21 protein-coding genes are annotated in these 22,023 nt (G+C 65.6%); 17 read left to right on the top strand and 4 right to left on the bottom strand.

Translation table 11 applies throughout. The annotated features are described in order from the left end of the window. Positions 1–63: 63 nt before the first annotated feature. The 5 genes from ODI_RS00555 to ODI_RS00535 are packed head-to-tail and all read left to right on the top strand — an operon-like array spanning position 64 to position 5,676. The gene (locus tag ODI_RS00555) at positions 64–1,482 is read left to right on the top strand and encodes an extracellular solute-binding protein (RefSeq protein WP_082985468.1); all 1,419 of its coding nucleotides are present in this window, start codon (positions 64–66) and stop codon (positions 1,480–1,482) included. 19 nt (positions 1,483–1,501) lie between these two features. Continuing rightward, positions 1,502–2,380 (top strand): carbohydrate ABC transporter permease, encoded by an 879-nt coding sequence (locus tag ODI_RS00550; protein WP_197707130.1) that lies wholly within the window; start codon positions 1,502–1,504, stop codon positions 2,378–2,380. 12 nt (positions 2,381–2,392) lie between these two features. Beyond that, positions 2,393–3,220 carry a carbohydrate ABC transporter permease gene (locus ODI_RS00545; RefSeq protein WP_067758289.1) on the top strand — a complete coding sequence of 276 codons (828 nt, stop codon included), beginning with the start codon at positions 2,393–2,395 and terminating at the stop codon, positions 3,218–3,220. A 10-nt stretch (positions 3,221–3,230) separates the two neighbouring features. Next, positions 3,231–4,184 (top strand): acetamidase/formamidase family protein, encoded by a 954-nt coding sequence (locus ODI_RS00540; RefSeq protein ID WP_067758286.1) that lies wholly within the window; start codon positions 3,231–3,233, stop codon positions 4,182–4,184. A gap of 16 nt (positions 4,185–4,200) precedes the next feature. Beyond that, the gene (locus ODI_RS00535) at positions 4,201–5,676 is read left to right on the top strand and encodes an aldehyde dehydrogenase family protein (protein WP_197707129.1); all 1,476 of its coding nucleotides are present in this window, start codon (positions 4,201–4,203) and stop codon (positions 5,674–5,676) included. Between the two features lie 20 nt (positions 5,677–5,696). On the opposite strand, the gene ODI_RS00530 is transcribed toward ODI_RS00535, so the two are convergent. Beyond that, entirely contained in the window at positions 5,697–6,626 is a 930-nt protein-coding gene (locus ODI_RS00530; protein WP_082985467.1) for a LysR substrate-binding domain-containing protein, read from the bottom strand. Between the two features lie 154 nt (positions 6,627–6,780). On the opposite strand from ODI_RS00530, the gene ODI_RS00525 reads away from it, so the two are divergent. From ODI_RS00525 to ODI_RS00505, 5 genes are all read left to right on the top strand, one after another. Then, positions 6,781–7,686, top strand: coding sequence for an amino acid ABC transporter substrate-binding protein (locus ODI_RS00525; protein WP_067758282.1), 906 nt, complete (start codon positions 6,781–6,783; stop codon positions 7,684–7,686). A gap of 61 nt (positions 7,687–7,747) precedes the next feature. Next, complete coding sequence (locus ODI_RS00520; RefSeq protein ID WP_067758436.1) at positions 7,748–8,494, top strand: amino acid ABC transporter permease; 747 nt, start codon at positions 7,748–7,750, stop codon at positions 8,492–8,494. A gap of 10 nt (positions 8,495–8,504) precedes the next feature. Continuing rightward, positions 8,505–9,194, top strand: coding sequence for an amino acid ABC transporter permease (locus ODI_RS00515; protein WP_082985473.1), 690 nt, complete (start codon positions 8,505–8,507; stop codon positions 9,192–9,194). Between the two features lie 25 nt (positions 9,195–9,219). After that, the gene (locus tag ODI_RS00510; protein ID WP_067758277.1) at positions 9,220–9,954 is read left to right on the top strand and encodes an amino acid ABC transporter ATP-binding protein; all 735 of its coding nucleotides are present in this window, start codon (positions 9,220–9,222) and stop codon (positions 9,952–9,954) included. 6 nt (positions 9,955–9,960) lie between these two features. Next, positions 9,961–11,046: a threonine aldolase family protein gene (locus ODI_RS00505; protein WP_067758275.1), complete on the top strand. Its 1,086-nt coding sequence runs from the start codon at positions 9,961–9,963 to the stop codon at positions 11,044–11,046. 29 nt (positions 11,047–11,075) lie between these two features. Here ODI_RS00505 and ODI_RS00500 read toward each other — a convergent pair whose 3' ends face one another. Together ODI_RS00500 and ODI_RS00495 are read right to left on the bottom strand one after the other, a co-directional pair. Further along, positions 11,076–11,786 (bottom strand): phosphoribosyltransferase, encoded by a 711-nt coding sequence (locus ODI_RS00500; protein WP_067758273.1) that lies wholly within the window; start codon positions 11,784–11,786, stop codon positions 11,076–11,078. A 9-nt stretch (positions 11,787–11,795) separates the two neighbouring features. Further along, complete coding sequence (locus ODI_RS00495; RefSeq protein WP_067758270.1) at positions 11,796–12,305, bottom strand: MarR family winged helix-turn-helix transcriptional regulator; 510 nt, start codon at positions 12,303–12,305, stop codon at positions 11,796–11,798. A 452-nt stretch (positions 12,306–12,757) separates the two neighbouring features. Between ODI_RS00495 and rpsL the strand changes: the two genes are divergently transcribed. The 5 genes from rpsL to rpsJ all read left to right on the top strand — a co-directional run bounded on the left by rpsL (position 12,758) and on the right by rpsJ (position 17,601). Next, complete coding sequence (gene rpsL, locus ODI_RS00490; protein WP_067758267.1) at positions 12,758–13,135, top strand: 30S ribosomal protein S12; 378 nt, start codon at positions 12,758–12,760, stop codon at positions 13,133–13,135. A gap of 182 nt (positions 13,136–13,317) precedes the next feature. Continuing rightward, complete coding sequence (gene rpsG, locus ODI_RS00485; RefSeq protein ID WP_067758264.1) at positions 13,318–13,788, top strand: 30S ribosomal protein S7; 471 nt, start codon at positions 13,318–13,320, stop codon at positions 13,786–13,788. Positions 13,789–13,811: 23 nt separating this feature from the next. Next, positions 13,812–15,914: an elongation factor G gene (gene fusA / locus ODI_RS00480; protein WP_067758259.1), complete on the top strand. Its 2,103-nt coding sequence runs from the start codon at positions 13,812–13,814 to the stop codon at positions 15,912–15,914. 85 nt (positions 15,915–15,999) lie between these two features. Continuing rightward, positions 16,000–17,190 carry an elongation factor Tu gene (gene tuf, locus ODI_RS00475; protein WP_067758359.1) on the top strand — a complete coding sequence of 397 codons (1,191 nt, stop codon included), beginning with the start codon at positions 16,000–16,002 and terminating at the stop codon, positions 17,188–17,190. Positions 17,191–17,289: 99 nt separating this feature from the next. Continuing rightward, on the top strand, positions 17,290–17,601 hold the full coding sequence (rpsJ, locus tag ODI_RS00470; protein WP_019937402.1) for a 30S ribosomal protein S10: 312 nt from the start codon (positions 17,290–17,292) through the stop codon (positions 17,599–17,601). 144 nt (positions 17,602–17,745) lie between these two features. Here rpsJ and ODI_RS00465 read toward each other — a convergent pair whose 3' ends face one another. Continuing rightward, complete coding sequence (locus tag ODI_RS00465; RefSeq protein WP_067758254.1) at positions 17,746–19,947, bottom strand: TonB-dependent siderophore receptor; 2,202 nt, start codon at positions 19,945–19,947, stop codon at positions 17,746–17,748. 125 nt (positions 19,948–20,072) lie between these two features. Between ODI_RS00465 and ODI_RS00460 the strand changes: the two genes are divergently transcribed. Further along, positions 20,073–21,047: a helix-turn-helix transcriptional regulator gene (locus tag ODI_RS00460; protein ID WP_067758251.1), complete on the top strand. Its 975-nt coding sequence runs from the start codon at positions 20,073–20,075 to the stop codon at positions 21,045–21,047. A 285-nt stretch (positions 21,048–21,332) separates the two neighbouring features. Next, on the top strand, positions 21,333–22,022 hold the full coding sequence (gene rplC, locus ODI_RS00455) for a 50S ribosomal protein L3 (RefSeq protein WP_067758249.1): 690 nt from the start codon (positions 21,333–21,335) through the stop codon (positions 22,020–22,022). Position 22,023: the final 1 nt, after the last annotated feature.

The following is a 22,023-nucleotide window of genomic DNA, read 5'->3' as shown; positions in this document are numbered from 1 at the left end:
GCCCAGCGGAGCAGGGGAGACAGTACGCGTCAGTCCGGAGTCACTTACCGCGAGGATCGAAAGATGAGCAAGCCCCACGCTGCCCGCCTGGCAGCCAAAGCACTACCCGCAATTGGTTCGTTCCTGTCCGCCTGCGCGCTGGCCGCGTGGGCCTTGCCCGCGCAGGCCTGGTCCTACAAGGAGGCGGCGCAGCCCTATGCCGGCGCCAGCATCCGCGTGCTGGACGAGATCACGCCCCTGCAGGAGACCATGCGCAAGCTGGTGCCGCGATTCACCGAGGAAACGGGCATCAAGGTCGAGTACGAGCTGCTCAGCCATGGCGACGTGATCAACAAGGGCCAGGCCGATCTGTTCTCGCGCCGGGGCCATTACGACGCCATCATGCTGCATGGCTTGCAGCTGGGGCCGCTGCTGGCCGGCAACACCCTGGAACCGATAGACGCCTATGCCTCGGACGCGGCGCTCGCCAATCCCGACCTGCGCCTGGACGATCTCATCAATCCGGCCCATGAGAGCCTGGTGGCGCACGGCGGCAAGCGCTACGGCTTCCTGACCTGGAACTACAACCAGATCTACTGGGGCCGCAAGGACCTGCTGGAGCACCCCGCCGAGCGCGAGGCCTTCCAGGCCAGGTATGGCTATCCGCTGGCGCCGGCCGCGACGATGCAGCAGCTGCGCGACATCGCCGAGTTCTTCACGCGCAAGGCAGGCGACACCCTGGCCGGCGAAACCTTGAAGAGCGATTTCTACGGCATCGTGCTCGAGGGCATTCCGGGCGGCACCACGTTCACCACGGTGTGGGAGGTGTTCCTGCGCAACTGGGGCGGCGGCCTGTTCGATGCGCAGGGACGGCCGGCCTTCGACTCCCAGGCCAACATCGATGCGCTGCGCTTCTGGGCCGAACTGTGGAAATTCGCCCCGCCAGGACAGGCCGAATATTCGCTGGTGGACGTGCCCACCGTGATGGGCAACGGCATTGCCGCGCAGTCGATCGCATGGAGCGATTTCGTCCTGGGCGTGGACCGGCCCAATGGCGGCGCCTACGCGGGCAAGTTCGTCTATGGCGGCATCCCCGGCAACCCGCAAGCCAAGGCCACGCACAGCGCGGGCGCGGAGCCATCGTTGATGGCCATGAGCCGCTACAGCAAGAACAAGCAGGCCACCTTCCTCTTCATGCAGTGGCTGGTCGATGCCCAGACCCAGGCCCAGTTGCTGGAGGCCGGCGCGGGCGGCGTGCCGATCAGGCAGTCCTCCTTCGCGCTGCCGGTCATGCAGCAGCCCGAGCGCCAGTCCTTGTACGGCGCCATGAAGCAGTCGCTGGAAGTGGCCGTGGCCAAGCCCAAGCTGCCTGCCTTCTTCGAGATCGACTCGGCACTCAGCCCGATCGTGCAGCAGGTCGGCATCGGCAAGCTCACGCCGGAGCAGGCCGTGGCGCAGGGGCAGAAGAAGCTGCTGTCCATCTGCACCGAGTGCACCCTCTGATCCCGTCCGGAGCCCCGCAATGAATCGCGTGCACAGCCCCTGGTTTCCCTATGCGCTCATCGCGCCGGCATTGCTCGTGCTGGTGGTGGTGAGCCTGGTGCCTTTCTGCTTTGCGGTCTTCCTGAGCCTGCACAAGATCAATTTCGGGCAGATCGGCGCATTCGCGGGGTTCGACAACTACCTGCGCCTGTTCAACGATGCGCGGTTCTGGAACAGCCTGGCGGTCGCCGCGAAGTTCGTGCTCATCGCGGTGCCGCTGGAGTTCGGCCTGGGACTGGCGGGCGCGCTCATCCTGAACAAGCGGGTGTGGGGGCGCAGCGTGCTCCTGCCCCTGCTGTTCATCCCGACCATGATGGCGCCGATCCTGGTCGGCCTGTTGTGGAAGGTGATGTTCGCGGGGTCCTGGGGCCTGCTGTCGTACAACGTGCTGGAGCGCTTCGGCTGGCTGGCCGGGACCTCGGTGTTCTCGTCCACCGACTACGCCCTGCTTGCCCTCGCGCTGGTCGACGTGTGGCAGTGGACCCCGTTCATGATCCTGGCGTTCTTCGCGGGGCTGCAGGCCCTGCCGGTCAGCCCCTATCGCGCGGCCGCCGTCGATGGCGCCACGCCCATGCAGATGTTCCTGCGCCTCACCCTTCCGCTCATGGCGCCGCTGCTGGCGGTGATCGGCATGCTGCGCTTCATCGACGCCTTCAAGGTCTTCGATTCCATCTTCATCCTGACCGCCGGCGGGCCGGGGATCGCGACCGAGTCGCCCAGCATGCTGGCCTACAAGATGAGCTTCGAGCAATGGCGGCTGGGCGAGTCGGCGGCATTCGCCGTGCTGGTCTGGATCAGCTTCTTCCTGCTGTGCAACGTGTTCTATCACGTCGCCCGCAAGAAGCTCAACGCGTTCTGAGGATACCTTTCCATGTCTCGTTCCGCCTCCCCGCCGCACGCCTGGCTATGGACCGGCCTGACGGCGGTGATCGCGCTCATCGCGCTGTTTCCCGTCCTGTGGCTGGCCACGTTCATGTTCCGGCCGGACTCGGCCATGTTCGCGCGTCCCACGGCCTGGCTCTTCACGCCGACGCTGGCGCATTTCCGCTATGTCTACGACAGCGGGTTCCTGGGTTTTCTCGGCACGTCCTTCGTGCTGGCCTCGTTCAGCACCTTGCTGGTGGTGCTCATCGGCACGCCGGCCGCCTATGCCTTCGCGCGCTTCGAGATCCGCTTTCGCGACGACCTCTTCCTTTTCGTGCTCGCCACGCGCATGGCGCCGCCGATCTGCCTCGTCATCCCCTTCTATCTCATCTTTTCCCAGGTCGGGCTGATCGACACCTATCTGGGGCTGACGCTGGCCTACCTGACCTTCAACCTGTCCTTCTACATCTGGGTGCTGCGCAGCTTCTGCCGCGACCTGCCCGTCGAGCTGGAGGAGGTGGCGATGGTCGAGGGCTACTCCCGTTACGCGGTGTTCCTGCGGGTGGTGCTGCCCCTGCTGCGCTCGGGCATCGTGGCGACGGGGATGCTGTGCTTCATCTTCGCCTGGAACGAATTCCTCTTCGCCTTCATGCTGGGCGGACAGGAAGTCAAGACCCTGCCCGTCGCCTTCCCCATGCTGATCACCACCCAGGGCGTGCGGTGGGGGCAGATGGCGATCGTGGGAATGATCTCGCTGGTGCCGGTCCTGATCGCGGTGTTCCTGCTGCAGAAGCACATCGTGCGCGGCCTGACCATGGGCGCGGTGAAGGGATGAGGCACACGGCATGACACATCATCGATTGCCCGCGCGTCCGGACACCGTGCAATGGGGATATTGGGACGCGGCCAGCCAGCCCGTCCTGAGGGTGGCCTCGGGCGACACCGTGGCGCTCGATTCCCTGTCGGGTGAACCGGATGACCTGCACGACGCGTCGCGCCTGCTGCCCGAGCATCGCGACGTCCTGGCGGGCACGCCACGCGGTCCCGGCCCGCATCTGCTGACCGGTCCGGTATGGGTGGAAGGGGCGGCGCCGGGCGACGTGCTGCAGGTGGACATCCTGGAGATCTCGCTGCGGCAGGACTGGGGCTGGAATCTGATCCTGCCGCTGCACGGAACGCTGCCCGCTGATTTCCCGGTGGCGCGCCGCCTGCACATCGACCTGGACTGCCAGGCCGGCGTGGCCACGCTGCCATGGGGCTCGCGGGTGCCGCTGGCGCCGTTCTTCGGCAATTTCGGCGTCGCTCCGCCGCCGCACTATGGCCGCATCACGTCGACCATCCCGCGCGAGCATGGCGGCAACATGGACAACAAGGCCCTGGTGCAGGGCACGACCGTGTATTTCCCGGTCTTCAATCCCGGCGCGCTCTTTTCCGCGGGTGACGGCCATGCCGCGCAAGGCGATGGCGAGGTCTGCCTGACGGCCATCGAGACCAGCCTGTCCGGCGTGTTCCGGCTGACCGTGCGCAAGGACCTGTCGCTCGATTTTCCCCGCGCCGAAAGCCCGACCCATCTCATCTCCATGGGCATGGACGAGGACCTCGACGACGCCGCCCGCCAGGCCCTGCGCAACATGATTGCCTGGCTGGTGGAGGGATGGGGCCTGCTTCCCGTGGACGCCTATAGCTTGTGCAGCATCGCGGCGGACCTGCGCGTCACGCAGATGGTCGACGTCAACAAGGGCGTCCACGTGATGCTGCCCAAATCCGTATTGCCCGCCAGCCCGGCCGTTCCAGACTGACCCACAGGAGCACAGCATGAATCGTATCGATACCCACCTGGCGGCCAGCCTCGCCGTCCAGCCGATGTTCATCGACGGCCAATGGCGTCCCGGCGGAGATGCCGCGGCCGCCGACGATATCAATCCCGCCACGGGGCAGGCCTTCGCGCGGATCGCGCAGGCCAGTGCGCAGGATGTCGAGGACGCGCTTGCCAGCGCGCACCGCGCGCGCGTTGCCTGGGCGGCGATGCCCGCGCCCGAGCGCGAGGCGCTGCTGCTGGGCGCCGCGGAGATCATCGCGCAGCAGGCCGATGCCATCCGCGACCTGATCATCGAGGAAACCGGCTCGGTCATGCTGAAGGCGCCATGGGAAGTGGGGTATGCCATCGAATGCCTGCGCGTGGCCGCCGGCTGCGTGCGCCGCCCGCACGGCGATACCTTCCCGACCAGCCAGCCGGGCCAGCTTTCCATGACCCTGCGCCAACCCCTGGGCGTGGTGGCCGGGATCGCGCCGTTCAACTCGCCCTTCCTGCTGGCCATGAAGAAGGTCGCCTTCGCGCTGGCGGCGGGCAACACCTTCGTCCTCAAGCCCTCGGAACTGGCGCCGCTGTCCGGCCTGAAGATCGCCGAGGTGTTCGAGGCGGCGGGCCTGCCGCCGGGCGTGCTCAACGTCGTGCCGGGGTCCGCCGAGATCGTGGGCCAGAAGCTCGTCTCCGATCCCAGGGTGCGGCTCCTGACCTTCACCGGGTCGAGCCGGGTCGGGCGCCTGCTGGCCGCGGAGGCGGGCAGGCACATGAAGCGCGTCACGCTGGAAATGGGTGGCAAGAGCCCCCTGGTCGTGCTCAGGGATGCAGACCTGGACTACGCGGTGGACGCCGCCGCGTTCGGCATCTTCTATCACCAGGGGCAGGTCTGCATGGCCAGCTCGCGCCTCATCGTCGAGGCGCCCTTGTATGACGCCTTCTGCGAGAAATTCGTGCGCAAGGCGCATGGGATCAAGGTGGGCGATCCGCGCGATCCCGCCACGATCGTAGGGCCGCTGATCCGCCCGTCGCAGTGCGACTTCATCGCCCGCCAGCTTGCCGAGTCGGTGGCGCAAGGCGCGCGCATCCTTTGCGGCGGCACGCACGACGGCCCGTACTTCCAGCCCACGGTGGTGGCGGACGTGACCCCCGACATGCCGATCTACCAGGAAGAGTCGTTCGGTCCCGTCACGTCGATCCTGCGCGCCGAGGACTACGAGGAGGCCCTCGCCCTGGCGAACAACACCTCGGCGGGCCTGTCCTCGGCCATCGTGACCAACGACATGCAGAAGGCCATGGATTTCGCCCTGCGCGCCGAATCGGGCATGGTGCACATCAATGACGCGACGATCTCGGACGAGCCGCACATCGCTTTCGGCGGCGTCAAGGAGAGCGGTTTCGGCCGCGAGGGCGGCATGGCCTCCATCGAGGAAATGACGGAGGTGAAGTGGGTGACCATCCAGATGGGAAAGCGGGCGTTCCCGTTCTGACGGCCTGGCGGCCCGCGGGGCTACCGCCTGGGCCTGAGCCAGTCGAGCTCCTGCCGTATCACGTCGCGCGCCAGCTGGCTGAAGACGGTCACGAGCCGTGACCGCGTGTGGTACGGCGGGAACAGCAACGCAATGGACAGCGGAACCGAGGGCGCGAAGGGGCGGATCTCAAGGCCCGAGCCTTGGCTTTCCTCGCGTGCCGCCAGGGGGTTGATGAGGCTGACGCCCAGGCCCTGCGCCACCAGCGCGCAGATCGATGCGCCGAGGCTGGCCTCGGCGGCGGTCACGCCGCGCTCCACGCCGGCCGCCGTGAAGATCTGGTCCACGTGTTCGCGCATGGGGGCGCCCGGCGGAAACGAGATGAACGGCAAGCCCGCGAAGTCCGCGGGCTTCAGGCGCCGGTGGCGCGCCAGAGGATGGCCAGGCGGCAGCACCGCGACACACTGCGTGGTGATCACCGGCTCGACCTGGATGTGGGGCGACTCGCCATAGAGCATCGCCAGGCCGGTGTCGCAGAAACCCGAGGCGATCCAGTGGTTCACGGCGGTGTCGGAGCCGGAATGGATCGACACCGTCACTTCGGGATACTGCGCCTTGAAGCGCGCCACGATGCGCGCCAGCAGCCCTCCCGCCAGCCGGGGCATGGCCGCCACGCTCAGGCGCCCCGCGCCGAAGGAGCGGATGCCCGCGGCGGCGGACTCCAGTCCCGCCAGGCCGATGAAGGTCTTCTCCACTTCCTCGAAGAAACGCAGGCCGTCGACGGTGGGCGACAGCTTGCTGCCTTTGCGGTCGAACAGCGCGAACTGGGTGATCGTTTCCAGCTGCGAGATGAGCCGGCTGACCTGCGGCTGCGAGGTGTGCAGCCGCCTGGCGGCCTCGGTCATGGAGCCGCCCAGCATCACCGCACGGAATGCCTCGATGTGGCGCAGCGCCAGGCGGGTCTTCTGCATATCAGAAATGTATGAATGGATACGTGATTGGTATTGGCGTCAACGATAGGCCATCCCCCATACTTTGGCCAGCAGCAGGCAGAAGCTGCAAGCGGACCGGCACCAGCCGGACGATATAGAACATGCCGCGACAGCGGCTACAAGGGAAAACGTCATGAAAGCCATAGCAGCGATCCTCACCGTCGCGTCGCTGGCCTGCGCGCCTGCGTGGGCCGACGGCGGCAGCCGTATCGACAAACTGCGCCAGACCGGCGTGATCACCCTGGGCCATCCGGAAACGTCGGTGCCGTTCGCCTATCTGGACGGCCAGCAGAAGCCCATCGGCTACAGCGTCGAGATCTGCGAGCAGGTGGCGAACGAACTCAAGCGCACCCTGAACCTGCCCGCCCTGACCGTGCGCTACAACCCCACGACGTCCGCCACGCGCCTGCCGCTGATCGGCAATGGCACGATCGACCTCGAGTGCGGCAACACCACCAACAAGACCGACCGCCACAAGTTCGTCTCGTTCGCGCCGACGACCTTCGTCGCGCAGGTGGTGCTGGTGGCGCGCAAGGATGGCGGGGTCGACGTCAATGACCTGAATTCCTTCCGTGGCAAGACCGTGACTGCCCAGGCCGGCGGCCAGACCTTCAAGCTGATTTCGCAATTGAACGCGGCGCACAAGTACGGCATCACCGTCCTGCCCGCCAAGGACACGGCCGAGGCCTTCCTGATGGTGGAAAGCGGCCGCGCCTCGGCATCCGTCAATGACGATGGCCTGGCGTATGGCGCGGTGGCATCGGCGCGCCGGCCGGATGATTTCGTGGTGGGCACCAAGGGCCTCGAAGTGGCGCCGTATGGGATCGTCCAACCCAAGGACGATCCCGCCTTCAAGAAGGCGGTGGATGACGCCGTGCGCGAGCTGATCCGCAATGGCACGGTGGCGCGCATCTACGACAAATACTTCACTTCGCCCATTCCGCCCAAGCAGATCAACCTGCGCTATCCGATGAGCGACGTGCTCAAGCGCGCGCTGGCCAATCCCTCCGACTCGGGCGAGCCGGCCGACTATCTCTGATCCCTGATCGGCCGGGGCGTGCTGGCATGGGCCGCGCGTCCCGGCGTGCGTGGCGCGCATCATGAACTACGACTGGAACTGGTCCGTCTTCCTGGACCTCTCGCCCAATGGCGTCCATGCCTATTGGCAGACCCTCCTCATCGGCACGGGTTGGACGCTGGCCCTGGCCAGCGGCGCGATCGTCTTCTCCCTGCTGCTTGGCGCCATGCTGGGCGTGATGCGCACGGTGCCATCGCGGCCGGCGAACTTGATCGGGGCCGCGTACGTCGAGCTGTTCCGAAACATCCCGCTGCTGGTGCAGATGTTCCTCTGGTACTTCGTCCTGCCCGAACTGCTGCCGCGTGCCTGGGGGCTGGCCTTGAAGCAGATGCCGCAACCCTGGGGCCAGTTCCTGCCGGCGCTGCTGTGCCTGGGCTGCTACGGCTCGGCGCGGATCGCCGAGCAATTGCGCGCGGGCATACAGTCCCTGCCGCGCGGCCAGTTCCAGGCCGGCATCGCGCTGGGGCTGACACAGCGGCAGCTGTATCGGCACGTGATCCTGCCGGAAGCCTTCCGCATCGTGATCCCGCCGCTGACGTCCGAGTTCATGGGCACGATCAAGTATTCGTCGGTGGCGCTGACCATCGGCCTGCTGGAACTGACCGGACAGGCCCGCGCCATGCAGGAGTTCAGCTTCCACATCTTGGAGGCCTTCACCGCCGCCACGCTGATCTACCTGTTGCTCAATGGCCTGGTGGCGCGCGGCATGCGCGCGCTGGAGCGGCGTTGGGCGGTGCCGGGCCTGATTGGCGCGGACAAGAGCCGTTGAAGGACGCATGATGGGCAACCTCGATTTTTCCGTCATCCTGGATTCGGCTCCCTACCTGCTGGGCACCGGCCTGCAGTTCTCGATCATGCTGACGCTGGTGTCGGGCGCCTTCGGGCTGCTGTTCGGCGCGGTGCTGGCGGTCATGCGGCTGTCGCCGTTCGCCTGGCTGTCCGTTCCCGCCGGGGCCTACGTCAACACCATGCGCTCGATTCCGCTGCTGCTGGTGATCTTCTGGTTCTACTTCCTGGTGCCCTACATCGGCGCGTGGGTGCTCGGCGCGCCGCGGCCCGTCCAGGTGGGCGCGGTCAACTCGGCCATCATCACGTTCTCCCTGTTCGAGGCGGCGTACTTCTGCGAGATCCTGCGCGCCGGCATCCAGTCCATTCCGCGCGGCCAGTTGAGTGCGGGCATGGCGCTTGGCCTGGGGCCCTGGCAGAACCTGCGCTTCGTCGTGTTGCCGCAAGCCTTGCGCAACATGACGCCCGCCTTGCTCACGCGCATGATCATCCTGTTCCAGGACACCTCGCTGGTCTACGTGCTGTCCCTGACCGACTTCCTGGGGGCGGCCGCCAAGGTGGGGCAACGGGACGGCCGCCTGGCCGAGATGTACCTCTTCGTTGCCGCCGTCTACTTCGTCATCTGCTTCATTGCGTCGCGCCTGGTCAAGCACCTGGAGCGCCGCACCCGCATGGCGCGCTGACCCGCGCGCCGTAACAGGATTCCTCATGATAGAAATCGATCACGTCAGCAAGTGGTACGGCGAGTTTCAGGTGCTGGACGATTGCACGACCCGCGTCGCCAAGGGCGAGGTCGTCGTCGTGTGCGGGCCTTCTGGCTCGGGCAAGTCGACCCTGATCAAGACGGTCAATGCGCTGGAGCCCTTCCAGAAAGGCGAGATCCGGGTGAACGGGATCCCGGTGGGCGCGCCAGGCACCAACCTGCCCCGGCTGCGCGCCATTGCAGGCATGGTCTTCCAGCATTTCGAACTGTTCCCGCACCTGACCGTCATGGAGAACCTTTGCCTGGCCCAGGTGCAGGCCTTGCGCCGCAAACCCGAGGAGGCACACACGCGCGGCCGAGCGCTGCTCGAGCGCGTGGGCCTGGCCGCCCACCAGGACAAGCATCCGGGCGCCTTGTCCGGCGGACAGCAGCAACGTGTCGCGATCGCCCGCGCATTGGCCATGGATCCGGTGGTGATGCTGTTCGACGAGCCGACTTCCGCGCTGGATCCCGAGATGGTCAACGAGGTCCTGGACGTCATGACGGACCTGGCGCAGGAAGGCATGACGATGATGGTCGTGACCCATGAAATGGGCTTCGCACGACGGGTCGCTGACCGGGTGCTCTTCATGGATGGCGGGCGCATCGTGGAGGACTGCCTCAAGGAGTCCTTCTTCGGCGACCTGTCGGCGCGCACCGAACGTACCCGCCAGTTCCTTTCCAAGATTCTTCAGCACTGAGCCCGAATGATGGATATTCCTTCCGCCGACCACGCCAGCCGCCTCGCGGTGGATCTTCGCAGCGACACCGTGACGCGCCCCACGCCCGAGATGCTGGCGCGCATGCTTACCGCGGAGTTGGGCGACGACGGCCTGGAGGGCGACCCCACCGTGGGCGCCCTGGAGGCAGGCGCGGCGTCCATGCTGGGCAAGGAGGCGAGCCTGTTCGTCCCCAGTTGCACCATGGCCAATCTGCTGGCGGTGCTGGCGCAGGCGCCTCGTCATGAGCAACTGGTGCTTGAGTCGAGCGCGCATATGTATACGTCCGAGCGCGGCGCGGCCACGCTGACGGGTGTGTTCTATCTGGGCGTGCCGGGGCAGGGCGGCGCGATGGACACTGGCGTGCTGCAGGAGACCCTGGCCGGCGGCGGCCACAAGCTTCGCAGCGCCCTTGTTGCGATGGAAACCTCGCACAACAATGCGGGCGGGACGGTGCTGCCGCTCGATCACATGCGTAGCGTGTCCGACCTGGCCCGCCAGTACGGCGCGGCGGTCCACCTGGATGGCGCCCGGCTATGCAACGCAGCCGTGGCGCTCGACGTGCCTCCCTCCGAGATCGCGCGGCATGCCGATACGGTTTCGCTGTGCCTGTCCAAGGGGCTGAGCGCGCCCGTGGGCGCGGTGCTTGCCGGCACGCGCGCGCTCGTCGCGCGCGCGCGGGTACTGCGCCGCATGGTGGGCGGCACGCAGCGGCAGGCGGGCGTGGTGGCGGCCGCGGGTCTGGTGGCGATCGACGCCATGCGCGCGCGCCTGGCCGAGGATCATGCGCGCGCGCGCAACCTGAGCGCTGCATTGAATGCGCTGGGCGGCCCTTTGCTGGCCAGCGAACCCCAGACCAATATCGTTCAGGTGGATGTCCGGGCAACGGGGCGCGATAGCGCGTTCTGGGTGGCGGCGCTGGAGGGGGCCGGACTGCGCGTGCGGCCCTGGGGCGCACAGCGCCTGCGTTGCGTCACGCATCGCCATATCGATGACGCGTCGATCGACCAGGCGGTGGCCGCCTTTGACGCGGTGGCACGGAGCCTGTCCCGGGCGGCTGCCGGCCAGCCCTGAACCCAGGCGGCGTCCGCGTTCGCCCCTCTTTATTCAGGCAGCCAGCCATCCGCCACGCGCCGCAGCCGTGGCGAATCGAAGGCCGCCACCACGGGCAGGGGCTGGCCGGCGGGGTCCACCAGCACCTCGCGCCAGCGCGTGCCCTGGCGCATGGCCACCGCAATGCCGGCGACTTCGGCGCCGCAGCGCGCCAGCAGCGCCAGCGCCGCCTGCATCGTCTGGCCTGTGCTGACGGCGTCGTCGACCACCAGCACGCGGGCGCCCCGCAGGCTGCCGGCCAGGTTCGGGTCCACGTACAGCATCTTGCTCGCGCCCGGCGACGTCAGCGAACTGACGGGCACGGCCAGGTCGTCCCGGTACCAATACTTGCGTGAATACCCGAAGGGGACGTAGCGCGAGAAGCCCAGGGTGCGCGCCACCTGGGGCGCGAAGGCCAGCCCCAGCGTGGGCAGCCCCACCACGCAGTCCGCCGCCAGCGGCCGGGCCGCGTCGGCCATGAAGCCGCACAGGGCGTCGATGACGGAAAAAGAGGCATGGTTGGCGATCAGCGAGGCGACGCAACGGTCGGGATCCCGCGGCACGCCGCGCAGCGGCAGCACCAGGTAGCGGCCATCGGGCAGCCGGGCCGGGTAGCCGCGCTGATAGGGGCCGTCCAGCGGCATGTCCAGCGCATCGGCCGCAAGCAGCGCCTGCCAGTAGCCCTGGGTGCTGTCGAAGCCGTGGGAGGGCGGGGTCGGCATGTCGCGGTGTCAGGGCAGGCGGAAGGGCACGGTGCCGACATCGTTGTTGGCTTCCAACAAACGGATCAGCAGCAGCATCAACTGGTCACGGTCCTGCGGCGGCAGCGGCGCGATGGTCCGATCATGCGCCCGCTGCACGGCTTCGGCCATGCCTTCCACCATCTGCTGGCCCGAGCGCGCCAGCTTCACCAGCCGGACCCGGCCGTCCTTGGGGCTTTGCCGCCGGCGCACCAGGCCCCGGCCCTCCAGGCGCTGGATGACCTCGGCCACGGTGGTGCGTTCCAGGCCGACCTCCAGCGCGATGCTGATCTGGTCCATTTCGCCATGCTCGGCCAGCGCGGTCAGGACGCTGTACTGGACGGGCGTGATGCCGAATTCGGCGGTTTCCTCCAGGAAAAGGGCGCCGTGGATCTGGTGCAGGCGGCGTATCAGGAAGCCGGGGCGGCCCAGCAGCGCCGATTTCTGGACGGCGGCAGCCAGTTCGGCCGACGGGGCGGTCGCAGGGGGCAGGGCGGTCATGGAAGGCAGGGCGCAACAGGCCGCAGACAGGCGAAAAAAGGGATTCTACGCCTGGGTAGGGGGTATGCCACGGGGTTTCTTCTCCTGGTTGTCGGATGGCGGCCTGGTTCATCCCCTGTTGCCCGCCCGGGCGGCAAGGCCATAAGCATATTGACCAGGCCCGAAAACGTCCGGTACACTGGCGAGCTTAGCGAAATTTTGCAAGGGGCCTGGGCGTGCCTTGCCGGAATTTCGCCAAGGGCATGGCTGGCACTGCAAGCGCAACGCTTTCGGATTCCGGCCTACGCCAAGCCATTTTGCAGGAACCGCTCTTTTCGGCAGACCTCCCGGTAGGCCGTTCCAAGCTGCGGTCTTGCGTGAGCCGCCCAGGAACGGAACTTTGTCACAAACACGTCGCGACGTAGACACATGCGCGACGTGGGCGTGTCGACAACAGGGATAAACAACAGGTCATGCCTACTATCAGCCAACTCGTGCGCAAGCCGCGCGAAGTCAGCCAGGCCAAGAGCAAGAGCCCCGCGCTCGAAAACTGCCCTCAGCGCCGTGGCGTGTGCACCCGCGTGTACACCACTACCCCCAAGAAGCCTAACTCCGCTCTGCGTAAGGTCGCCAAGGTGCGCCTGACCAACGGTTTCGAGGTCATCTCCTACATCGGCGGCGAAGGCCACAACCTGCAGGAGCACTCGGTCGTGCTCGTGCGCGGCGGCCGCGTGAAGGATCTTCCCGGTGTTCGCTACCACATCGTGCGTGGCTCGCTGGACCTGCAAGGCGTGAAAGACCGCAAGCAGGCGCGTTCCAAGTACGGCGCGAAGCGCCCGAAGAAGGCTTGAACCCAGGCCTGAGCCAGGTCTTCGAGCAGTCCAGATTTACCGCTGTGCCGGATGTCCGGTCAGCGTCGTGCAGCCAGTGAAGCATCTCCGGATTCCCCGCTGGCACTAAGTGGTCGCCTGATTAGGCGATCGTGGCCGTGCAACAGTGCACGGTTCAACTGAACAGACACTAGGAAGCAAACATGCCCCGTCGTCGCGAAGTTCCCAAACGCGAGATTCTGCCCGATCCCAAATTCGGTAGCGTCGAACTCGCCAAGTTCATGAACGTTGTCATGCTGTCCGGCAAGAAGGCAGTGGCCGAGCGTATTGTCTACGGTGCGCTCGACCAGATTCAGACCAAGACCGGCAAGGAGCCGATCGAGATCTTCAGCCTGGCCATCAACAACATCAAGCCGCTGGTCGAAGTGAAGAGCCGCCGTGTCGGTGGCGCGAACTACCAGGTGCCGGTCGAAGTGCGCCCCGTGCGCCGCCTGGCGCTGGCCATGCGCTGGCTGCGTGAAGCCGCCAAGAAGCGCGGCGAAAAATCCATGGATCTCCGTCTGGCCGGTGAAATCATCGACGCCTCGGAAAACCGTGGTGCTGCAATGAAGAAGCGTGAAGATACGCACAAGATGGCCGAGGCCAACAAGGCCTTCAGCCATTTCCGCTGGTAAGCAGGTAATTTAAGGACACCCAAATGGCCCGCAAAACCCCGATCGAGCGTTATCGCAACATCGGTATCTCTGCGCACATCGATGCAGGGAAGACCACCACGACCGAGCGCATCCTGTTCTACACGGGCGTCAATCACAAGATTGGCGAAGTGCATGATGGCGCAGCCACCATGGACTGGATGGAGCAGGAGCAGGAGCGTGGGATCACCATCACGTCGGCCGCCACCACGGCGTTCTGGCGCGGCATGGGTGGTAACTATCCTGAACACCGCATCAACATCATCGACACCCCGGGCCACGTGGACTTCACCATCGAGGTGGAGCGTTCCATGCGCGTGCTGGACGGTGCCTGCATGGTCTACTGCGCGGTGGGTGGCGTTCAGCCCCAGTCGGAAACGGTGTGGCGCCAAGCCAACAAGTACGGCGTGCCCCGTCTGGCCTTCGTGAACAAGATGGACCGTACCGGCGCCAACTTCTTCAAGGTCTACGACCAGCTGCGCCTGCGCCTGAAGGCCAACCCCGTCCCGGTGGTGATCCCCATCGGCGCCGAGGACAACTTCAAGGGCGTGATCGACCTGGTCAAGATGAAGGCCATCATCTGGGACGAGGCCAGCCAGGGCACCAAGTTCGACTACGCCGACATCCCGGCCGAACTGAAGGACCAGGCTGACGAATGGCGCGAAAAGCTGGTGGAAGCCGCTGCCGAGTCGTCCGAAGAGTTGATGAACAAGTACCTGGAAGGCAACTCGCTGACCGAGGAAGAGATCAACGTCGCGCTGCGCACCCGCACCATCGCTGGCGAAATCCAGCCGATGCTGTGCGGCACCGCGTTCAAGAACAAGGGCGTGCAGCGCATGCTCGACGCCGTGATCGACTACCTGCCCTCGCCCGTGGACATTCCCCCGGTCGACGGCGAGACCGACGAAGGCGAGGCCATCACCCGCAAGGCTGACGACAACGAGAAGTTCTCGGCGCTGGCCTTCAAGCTGATGACCGACCCGTTCGTGGGCCAGCTGACCTTCGTGCGTGTGTACTCGGGCGTCCTGAAGTCGGGCGATACCGTCTACAACCCCATCAAGGGCAAGAAGGAACGTATCGGCCGCATCCTGCAGATGCACGCGAACAACCGCGAGGAAATCAAGGAAGTTCTGGCTGGCGACATCGCCGCCGTCGTGGGCCTGAAGGATGTGACCACCGGCGAAACGCTGTGCGACGTCGACAACCACATCATGCTCGAGCGCATGGTGTTCCCCGAGCCCGTGATTTCGCAGGCTGTCGAGCCCAAGACCAAGGCCGACCAGGAAAAGATGGGCCTGGCCCTGTCGCGCCTGGCCGCTGAAGATCCCTCGTTCCGCGTGCGGACCGACGAGGAATCGGGCCAGACCATCATTTCGGGCATGGGCGAGCTGCACCTGGAAATCATCGTCGATCGCATGAAGCGTGAATTCAACGTGGAAGCGAACGTCGGCAAGCCCCAGGTGGCCTACCGCGAAACCATCCGCAAGGTCTGCGAAGAAGTCGAAGGCAAGTTCGTCAAGCAGTCGGGCGGTCGCGGCCAGTACGGCCACGTGGTCCTGAAGGTCGAACCGTCGGAACCCGGCAAGGGCTACGAGTTCGTGGACGCCATCAAGGGCGGCGTGGTGCCGCGCGAGTTCATCCCCGCGGTGGACAAGGGCATCCAGGAAACCCTGCCGGCCGGCGTGCTGGCGGGTTACCCCATCGTCGACGTCAAGGTCACGCTGTTCTTCGGTTCGTACCACGATGTGGACTCGAACGAAAACGCGTTCAAGATGGCCGGCTCGATGGGCTTCAAGGAAGGTCTGCGTCGTGCCAGCCCGGTTCTGCTCGAGCCGATGATGGCCGTCGAAGTGGAAACGCCGGAAGACTACGCTGGTACCGTGATGGGCGATCTGTCCTCGCGTCGCGGCATGGTCCAGGGCATGGACGACATGGTTGGCGGCGGCAAGGTCATCAAGGCCGAAGTCCCGCTGGCCGAGATGTTCGGTTACGCCACGAACCTGCGTTCGCTGACGCAAGGCCGTGCGACCTACACCATGGAGTTCAAGCACTACGCCGAAGCTCCGAAGAACGTCGCTGACGAAATCATCAGCGCCCGTTCCAAGTAAGAAATCCGGGCCGGCGGCCCAAGGCTGCCGGCTCGACCTTGTGAAAACAGTTAAACAATTTCCTTGCTAGAGATAGGGATAGATCATGGCAAAAGGCAAGTTTGAACGTACCAAGCCGCACGTGAACGTGGGTACGATTGGTCACGTTGACCACGGCAAAACGACGTTGACGGCTGCGATCACGACGGTTCTGTCGACGAAGTTCGGTGGCGAAGCCCGAGGCTACGACCAGATCGACGCGGCGCCGGAAGAGAAGGCCCGTGGTATCACGATCAACACGGCACACGTCGAGTACGAAACGGAAACGCGTCACTACGCGCACGTTGACTGCCCGGGCCACGCTGACTATGTGAAGAACATGATCACGGGTGCGGCGCAGATGGACGGCGCGATCCTGGTGGTGTCGGCCGCGGACGGCCCCATGCCGCAGACGCGCGAGCACATCCTGCTGTCGCGCCAGGTTGGCGTGCCGTACATCATCGTCTTCCTGAACAAGGCGGACATGGTCGACGACGCCGAGCTGCTCGAGCTGGTGGAAATGGAAGTCCGCGAACTTCTGTCGAAGTACGACTTCCCGGGTGACGACACCCCGATCGTGAAGGGTTCGGCCAAGCTGGCGCTGGAAGGCGACAAGGGCGAACTGGGCGAGCAGGCCATCCTGAAGCTGGCCGAAGCGCTGGACACGTACATCCCGACGCCCGAGCGCGCGATCGACGGTACGTTCCTGATGCCGGTGGAAGACGTGTTCTCGATCTCGGGTCGTGGCACGGTGGTGACGGGCCGTATCGAGCGCGGCGTGGTGAAGGTTGGTGAAGAAATCGAAATCGTGGGCATCAAGCCGACGGTCAAGACGACCTGCACGGGCGTGGAAATGTTCCGCAAGCTGCTGGACCAAGGTCAGGCGGGCGACAACGTGGGCATTCTGCTGCGCGGCACCAAGCGTGAAGACGTCGAGCGTGGCCAGGTGCTGTCCAAGCCGGGTTCGATCAACCCGCACACGGACTTCACCGCCGAGGTGTACATCCTGTCGAAGGAAGAAGGCGGCCGCCATACCCCGTTCTTCAACGGCTATCGTCCCCAGTTCTACTTCCGCACGACGGACGTGACGGGCACGATCGAGCTGCCGGCCGACAAGGAAATGGTCCTGCCGGGCGACAACGTCTCGATGGTCGTCAAGCTCCTGGCCCCCATCGCCATGGAAGAAGGCCTGCGCTTCGCCATCCGTGAAGGCGGTCGTACCGTCGGCGCCGGCGTCGTCGCCAAGATCCTCAAGTAATACCCCTCGCGGCGGATGCCTGGGCCCCGGCCCGGCATTCCGCCTGCGGACCGGAATGTCTCCGGCCCGCCTCGCAGCTTCGTTCTTTAGGAATACGTCATGAAAAACCAGAAGATCCGCATTCGCCTGAAGGCTTTCGACTACAAGCTGATCGATCAATCGGCAGCCGAAATCGTCGAAACCGCCAAGCGTACCGGCGCTGTCGTCCGCGGTCCCGTTCCCCTGCCCACGCGCATCCGTCGCTACGACGTGCTGCGTTCGCCGCACGTGAACAAGACCTCGCGCGACCAGTTCGAAATCCGTACGCACCAGCGTCTGATGGACATCGTTGATCCCACCGACAAGACCGTCGACGCCCTGATGCGTCTGGACCTGCCGGCTGGCGTGGACGTCGAAATCGCGCTGCAGTAATACGGCATGACCATGGTGGATGCTTCGGCGTCCGCCATGACAGAAAGGCCACGTTCCCTCGGGAGCGTGGCCTTTCTGCTTTCAAGCCAGTTGGCGTTGCGCAGCGACGGCCGTCGATCCGGCCGGCCCTGCGCCCTTGCGGCATTACCAGCGATAGCGCGCGGTGGCCATCACTGTGCGCTCGGCGCCCCAGTAGCAGGCCACGGGACCCAAGCAGGTCGTCACGTATTTCTTGTCGAACACGTTGTTGACGTTCAGCGCCAGATCGGCGCCTCGCCAAGTCGGGTTGAGTCGTGCCAGGTCGAGTCGCAAGGCCGCGTCAGCCAGCGTCACCGCGGGAATGGCATAGCGGTTCGCGTTGTCGCCATAGGTGCTGCCGCGATAGCTGAGGCCGAAGCCGGCGCCGAGACCGGCCAACGGCCCTTCCTGCAAGGTCTTGTCCAGCCACAGGCTTGCCTGATGGCGGGGGACGAACGCCAGCGCGTTGCCGGCCTGCCCGTTCGTATTGCCCGCGTTGGTGCGCTGGATTTCGCTCTGGGTATAGGCGTAACCCGCCGTCACCGCCCAGCCTGCGTCGAAATTGGCCTTGGCTTCCAGCTCCACGCCTCGAATCCGCACCTTGCCAGTCTGGACGCTGAAACTGGTATTCAACGGATCGGGCGCACTGACGTTCTTCTGGTCCAACTGGAATGCCGCGGCAGTCGCGACCAGGCGTTGGTCGGGCGAGACGTACTTCACGCCCAGCTCCAACTGTTTGCCGGTGGTAGGCGAGAACGTGCCGCCATTGCGGTCCGTGCCCATCACAGGTTGGAAGGAGGTGGCATAGCTGGCGTATGGTGTGATGCCGCTGTCGAATTGATAAGCCAGTCCGACACGGCCAGTCAGGCGGCCAGGGTCGGTGTCGACCCTGCTCCAGGTGCTGCTGGCCGCCCGCCAGGTGCGGGTCGTCGCGTCGGTACGGTCGTAGCGGCCCGCCAGCGTCAATTGCCAGCGTTCGTAGGACATCAGGTTCTGAGCGTAGACACCCAACTGGTCCCGCCGCTGCCGGATTTTCATGGCGGCGGCCGGCGATGCGATGGGGCCGATGTCATAGCGCGGGTCCTGCAGGTCGAACAGAGGATAGCTGGGTGGCATGAATAGCGTCAGTGCCGACTCTTCGAAGCGAGAGTCTTCCTGGAGGTAATCCAGGCCAAGCAGCAAGGCGTGCGACACGGGGCCGGTGCGCAGGCGCAGATCCAACTGATTGTCGATCTGCAAGACACGCGAGCGCTCAGGGAAACGCCAGGCATAGCGCACCGCATCCTTTTCCGTTGCCATGAGGCCGATCTGGACGCGCTGTGTGTGCGTGTCCACCTCGCTGTAGCGCGCGGTCTGCCGGAAGCTGGCGCGGTCGTTGATGCGGTGGTCCAGTGTGTAGCCCAGCAGCAGCTGTTCGTTGTGGAAGCGGTCGAAATCCGGATCGCCGACATATCGCTCGCGCGGGATGTCGCCTGCGGACGATCGCCACAGCACGCCGTTCACTGGCAAGGCCGGTGCGCCGCCACCGCCGCGGGAATGGGTTTCCTGGAACTGGGCTGAAAGATTCAGGCTGGTATCGGCCGAGAACCGCCACGTCAGGCTGGGCGCGAAGAATCGCTTGTCGTCGGTGAGCGTATCGAAGGAGGAATTGCTTTCCTGGATCAAACCAGTCAGACGATAGAGCAGGCGGCCTTCGGCATCAGCCGGACCACCCAGGTCGAAGCTGCCGCGATAGCGATCAAAGCTGCCTCCCTGTACCACGATTTCCCGCAAAGGCTCGGCAGTGGGGCGCTTGCTGGTCATGGCGACCGTGCCGCCGGGCGAGGTCTGTCCGTACAGGCCGGAGGATGGGCCCTTCAGGACCTCGATGCGCTCGAGCGCATAGGTATCGAGCCGAGGCTGGGAGTAGCCGCGCGCACCGAAGGGCAGCAGCAGCCCGTCCAGGTAGCGGCCGGGCGTGAAGCCACGCACCGTCAGCCAATCATGGCGTGCGTCGGTATCGCCGTACTGCGCGGTCACGCCGGGCGTATAGCGTAACGCCTGCGCCACGGACGTCGAGCCCTGCCGTTCCATTTCCGTGCGTGTCACCACGTTCACGGCTTGCGTCGTGGAGCTCAGCGCGGTATCGGTCTTGCTGGCGCTGCGCGATCGCGTGGCGGCATAGGTGTCCCCCAGTTCGGGCGATTGGTCGATGCCGCCTCGTACCAGCACTGGCGCCAATTGCGCGGGGGCCTGGGATTGCGCGAATGCGGAAGAGGCTGCCAGCACGCCCAGGCAGGCAGCCAAAGGGGCAAAGCGACGGGAGGGTCGTAGGCAACGACGATTCATGTCGAAGGGCTCCAGGATAAAATAACGAGAATGATTTGCATTGGCGGGTATCATTCCAGAACGTCTGCTTGCCGTCTGGCGGTTTTTCCTCACTCTTGCGCGATTTCTCCGCAGTCTCGTCGCCCATGTCGCACGCCTCCCTCTTGCCGCGTCGTTACGATGCCCCCCGTCAGGCGCACGAGTGGTGGCGAGCGACCCTCCCGACAGTGCCGTCCACCGTCCATTGGGAGGCGGTACTGGTCGGGGTGGAGCGCGTCGCCCCGGATGTCAGCCTGGTCCGGATCGACGGCACGCCGGCACAGGATCTCTACATTCCCTCTCCCGGCACGGCACTCCTGGGACTGCAGATTTGCCTGCAGGGCGCCTTCGAGGTGCGGCTGGGTGCCTTGCCACCCCGTCGGGTGCACGCGGGGCAAGCCTATCTCTTCCAGTACTTCGAGCCTGCGGATGGGTTGTGGTGCTTGCCTGCCGGCAGCCCGCTGCGGATGGTGGACATCCGCCTTGCGCCGGACGCCCTGACGCGCTGGGGAAGGAGCGACCTCGCTCACAAGCTGCACACTGTGTTTGGGCAGGGGGAAAGGACAGAGGCGGCGGCAGCCTGCCTGCCGGCAGGACCATCGCTGCGCGAGGTTTCGCAGGCGCTGTCGCGAAGCGACGTTTTGCGGGATCCCGAGCTGCGCCAGGCCTGGCAGGCGACACGAATCCAGGAAGCCTTGGTGCTGTGCCTGGATGTGCTCGGCGCGCACCCGCCTGCCTGCCCGAGGGATGCCGCAGTGCAGGCAGGCGTGGCCGAGGCGGTGGCGAAGATCGCTGAGGCGTGCGCGTTGCCGTGGACCGCCGAGGCGCTCGCCCGGGCCGTGGGTGTCTCCGAACGCGCACTCCAGCGCGGGTTTCAGGCGCGCTTCGGGCTCTCGGTGCACGGCCACTTGCACAGTGTACGGCTGGCCTATGCCGCGGCCAGGCTGGACGGCGGCGCATCGGTGACGCGAGCCGCCAGTGATGCGGGGTTTTCCAGCCAAAGTCATTTCGCCAAGGCGTTTCGCCAGCAGTATGGCTTTGCGCCGCGGTCGTGGCGCCAGCGGGCTTATTCGAACGGCTGAGTCTCGGTCGTTGCGTTTACGCTGCTACCCGATGCCTTCAGTTGCTCAATTTGAGAGCAGCGTGGTATATTGGAAAACTTGCCATTTTTGGCGAGTACCTTATTTGTTGTCGTCTGGTGGTCCGGCGCGTTTTTGCCTTCGATTTGAAGGCGGCACGGCGCGGCGGGCCGGAATCCAGGACTCGGGAAACCGGGGCAGGGATTCAAGCCAGGCGCCAATCACGATGCCCGGCCATGTGCCGGGCCTTTTAGCCCCGACCAATCGCAGTCGGGAATGGAGAAAACGATGTCGAATCCGACACCCACGCCTGCCGCATTCCGGCTCGGGCTGGTGGGCCGCAAGGTCGGCATGACCCGCATTTTCACGGAAGATGGTGAATCCATCCCCGTGACCGTGCTGGACGTGTCCAACAACCGCGTCGCCCAAGTCAAGTCTCTCGAGACCGACGGCTATGCCGCCGTCCAGCTGGCTTACGGTACCCGCCGCGCTTCGCGCGTCGCCAAGCCGCAAACCGGTCACTACGCCAAGGCTGGCGTTGAAGCCGGCAGCATCCTCAAGGAATTCCGCCTCGATCCCACCCGCGCCGCCGAGTTCACGCCCGGTGCCGTGGTTGCCGTGGAAAGCGTGTTCGAAGCCGGCCAACAGGTCGACGTGACGGGCACCACCATCGGTAAGGGCTTCGCTGGCACCATCAAGCGTCACCACTTCGGTTCGCAGCGCGCGTCGCACGGTAACTCCCGTTCGCACCGCGTGCCCGGCTCGATCGGTCAGGCGCAAGATCCCGGCCGCATCTTCCCCGGCAAGCGCATGGCGGGTCACCTCGGTGACGTCACGCGTACCGTGCAGAACCTGGACGTCGTCCGCGTGGACGTCGAACGCGGCCTGCTGCTGGTCAAGGGCGCCGTCCCCGGCCATGCTGGCTCCGACATCATCGTGCGCCCCGCCATCAAGGCGCCGGCCAAGAAGGGAGCGTAAG

Source organism: Orrella dioscoreae, from assembly GCF_900089455.2.
Classification (GTDB): domain Bacteria; phylum Pseudomonadota; class Gammaproteobacteria; order Burkholderiales; family Burkholderiaceae_B; genus Orrella; species Orrella dioscoreae.
This window is presented reverse-complemented; position numbering and strand designations above follow the sequence as displayed.

Coding starts and splice junctions, on each gene's coding strand:
- ODI_RS00555 (WP_082985468.1), top strand. CDS start 64: ATGAGCAAGCCCCACGCTGCCCGCCTGGCAGCCAAAGCACTACCCGCA.
- ODI_RS00550 (WP_197707130.1), top strand. CDS start 1,502: ATGAATCGCGTGCACAGCCCCTGGTTTCCCTATGCGCTCATCGCGCCG.
- ODI_RS00545 (WP_067758289.1), top strand. CDS start 2,393: ATGTCTCGTTCCGCCTCCCCGCCGCACGCCTGGCTATGGACCGGCCTG.
- ODI_RS00540 (WP_067758286.1), top strand. CDS start 3,231: ATGACACATCATCGATTGCCCGCGCGTCCGGACACCGTGCAATGGGGA.
- ODI_RS00535 (WP_197707129.1), top strand. CDS start 4,201: ATGAATCGTATCGATACCCACCTGGCGGCCAGCCTCGCCGTCCAGCCG.
- ODI_RS00530 (WP_082985467.1), bottom strand. CDS start 6,626: ATGCAGAAGACCCGCCTGGCGCTGCGCCACATCGAGGCATTCCGTGCG.
- ODI_RS00525 (WP_067758282.1), top strand. CDS start 6,781: ATGAAAGCCATAGCAGCGATCCTCACCGTCGCGTCGCTGGCCTGCGCG.
- ODI_RS00520 (WP_067758436.1), top strand. CDS start 7,748: ATGAACTACGACTGGAACTGGTCCGTCTTCCTGGACCTCTCGCCCAAT.
- ODI_RS00515 (WP_082985473.1), top strand. CDS start 8,505: ATGGGCAACCTCGATTTTTCCGTCATCCTGGATTCGGCTCCCTACCTG.
- ODI_RS00510 (WP_067758277.1), top strand. CDS start 9,220: ATGATAGAAATCGATCACGTCAGCAAGTGGTACGGCGAGTTTCAGGTG.
- ODI_RS00505 (WP_067758275.1), top strand. CDS start 9,961: ATGATGGATATTCCTTCCGCCGACCACGCCAGCCGCCTCGCGGTGGAT.
- ODI_RS00500 (WP_067758273.1), bottom strand. CDS start 11,786: ATGCCGACCCCGCCCTCCCACGGCTTCGACAGCACCCAGGGCTACTGG.
- ODI_RS00495 (WP_067758270.1), bottom strand. CDS start 12,305: ATGACCGCCCTGCCCCCTGCGACCGCCCCGTCGGCCGAACTGGCTGCC.
- rpsL (WP_067758267.1), top strand. CDS start 12,758: ATGCCTACTATCAGCCAACTCGTGCGCAAGCCGCGCGAAGTCAGCCAG.
- rpsG (WP_067758264.1), top strand. CDS start 13,318: ATGCCCCGTCGTCGCGAAGTTCCCAAACGCGAGATTCTGCCCGATCCC.
- fusA (WP_067758259.1), top strand. CDS start 13,812: ATGGCCCGCAAAACCCCGATCGAGCGTTATCGCAACATCGGTATCTCT.
- tuf (WP_067758359.1), top strand. CDS start 16,000: ATGGCAAAAGGCAAGTTTGAACGTACCAAGCCGCACGTGAACGTGGGT.
- rpsJ (WP_019937402.1), top strand. CDS start 17,290: ATGAAAAACCAGAAGATCCGCATTCGCCTGAAGGCTTTCGACTACAAG.
- ODI_RS00465 (WP_067758254.1), bottom strand. CDS start 19,947: ATGAATCGTCGTTGCCTACGACCCTCCCGTCGCTTTGCCCCTTTGGCT.
- ODI_RS00460 (WP_067758251.1), top strand. CDS start 20,073: ATGTCGCACGCCTCCCTCTTGCCGCGTCGTTACGATGCCCCCCGTCAG.
- rplC (WP_067758249.1), top strand. CDS start 21,333: ATGTCGAATCCGACACCCACGCCTGCCGCATTCCGGCTCGGGCTGGTG.